The 289-nt window shown below is 47.8% G+C and carries 1 protein-coding gene; it reads right to left on the reverse strand.

Annotated elements, in window-relative coordinates:
• Positions 1 to 190, reverse strand: a 190-nt coding sequence (locus ACYP03_RS25670; RefSeq protein WP_459782629.1) for an alpha/beta fold hydrolase, incomplete at its 3' end; no start/stop codon positions are given.
• Positions 191 to 289: the final 99 nt, after the last annotated feature.

The raw sequence follows: 289 nt of genomic DNA on the forward strand, positions 1-289 counted from the left end.
CGGATTCGCCGTGCCCCCAGAAATCTGGCACGATACATCGAAAAGACTGACTGAGCGCCGCGGTCTGATGTTGCCACATAGTGCTGTCCCACAGGTAAGCATGGCCCAGAAGGATCACCGGTCCCTGCCCAATGTCCTGATAACTGATACTCTTAAATCGATGCCTTTGCTGCGGGGAAATACCGTTCATTGTTTCTCCATGTCTTTTTTGTACTTATACCAATCGACATAAGTCTTTGATCATTCTTGCTGGTTAAAACCGCTAATCACTGCGTTATGGATTTTGTCG

This window comes from Photobacterium sp. R1 (assembly GCF_054600795.1).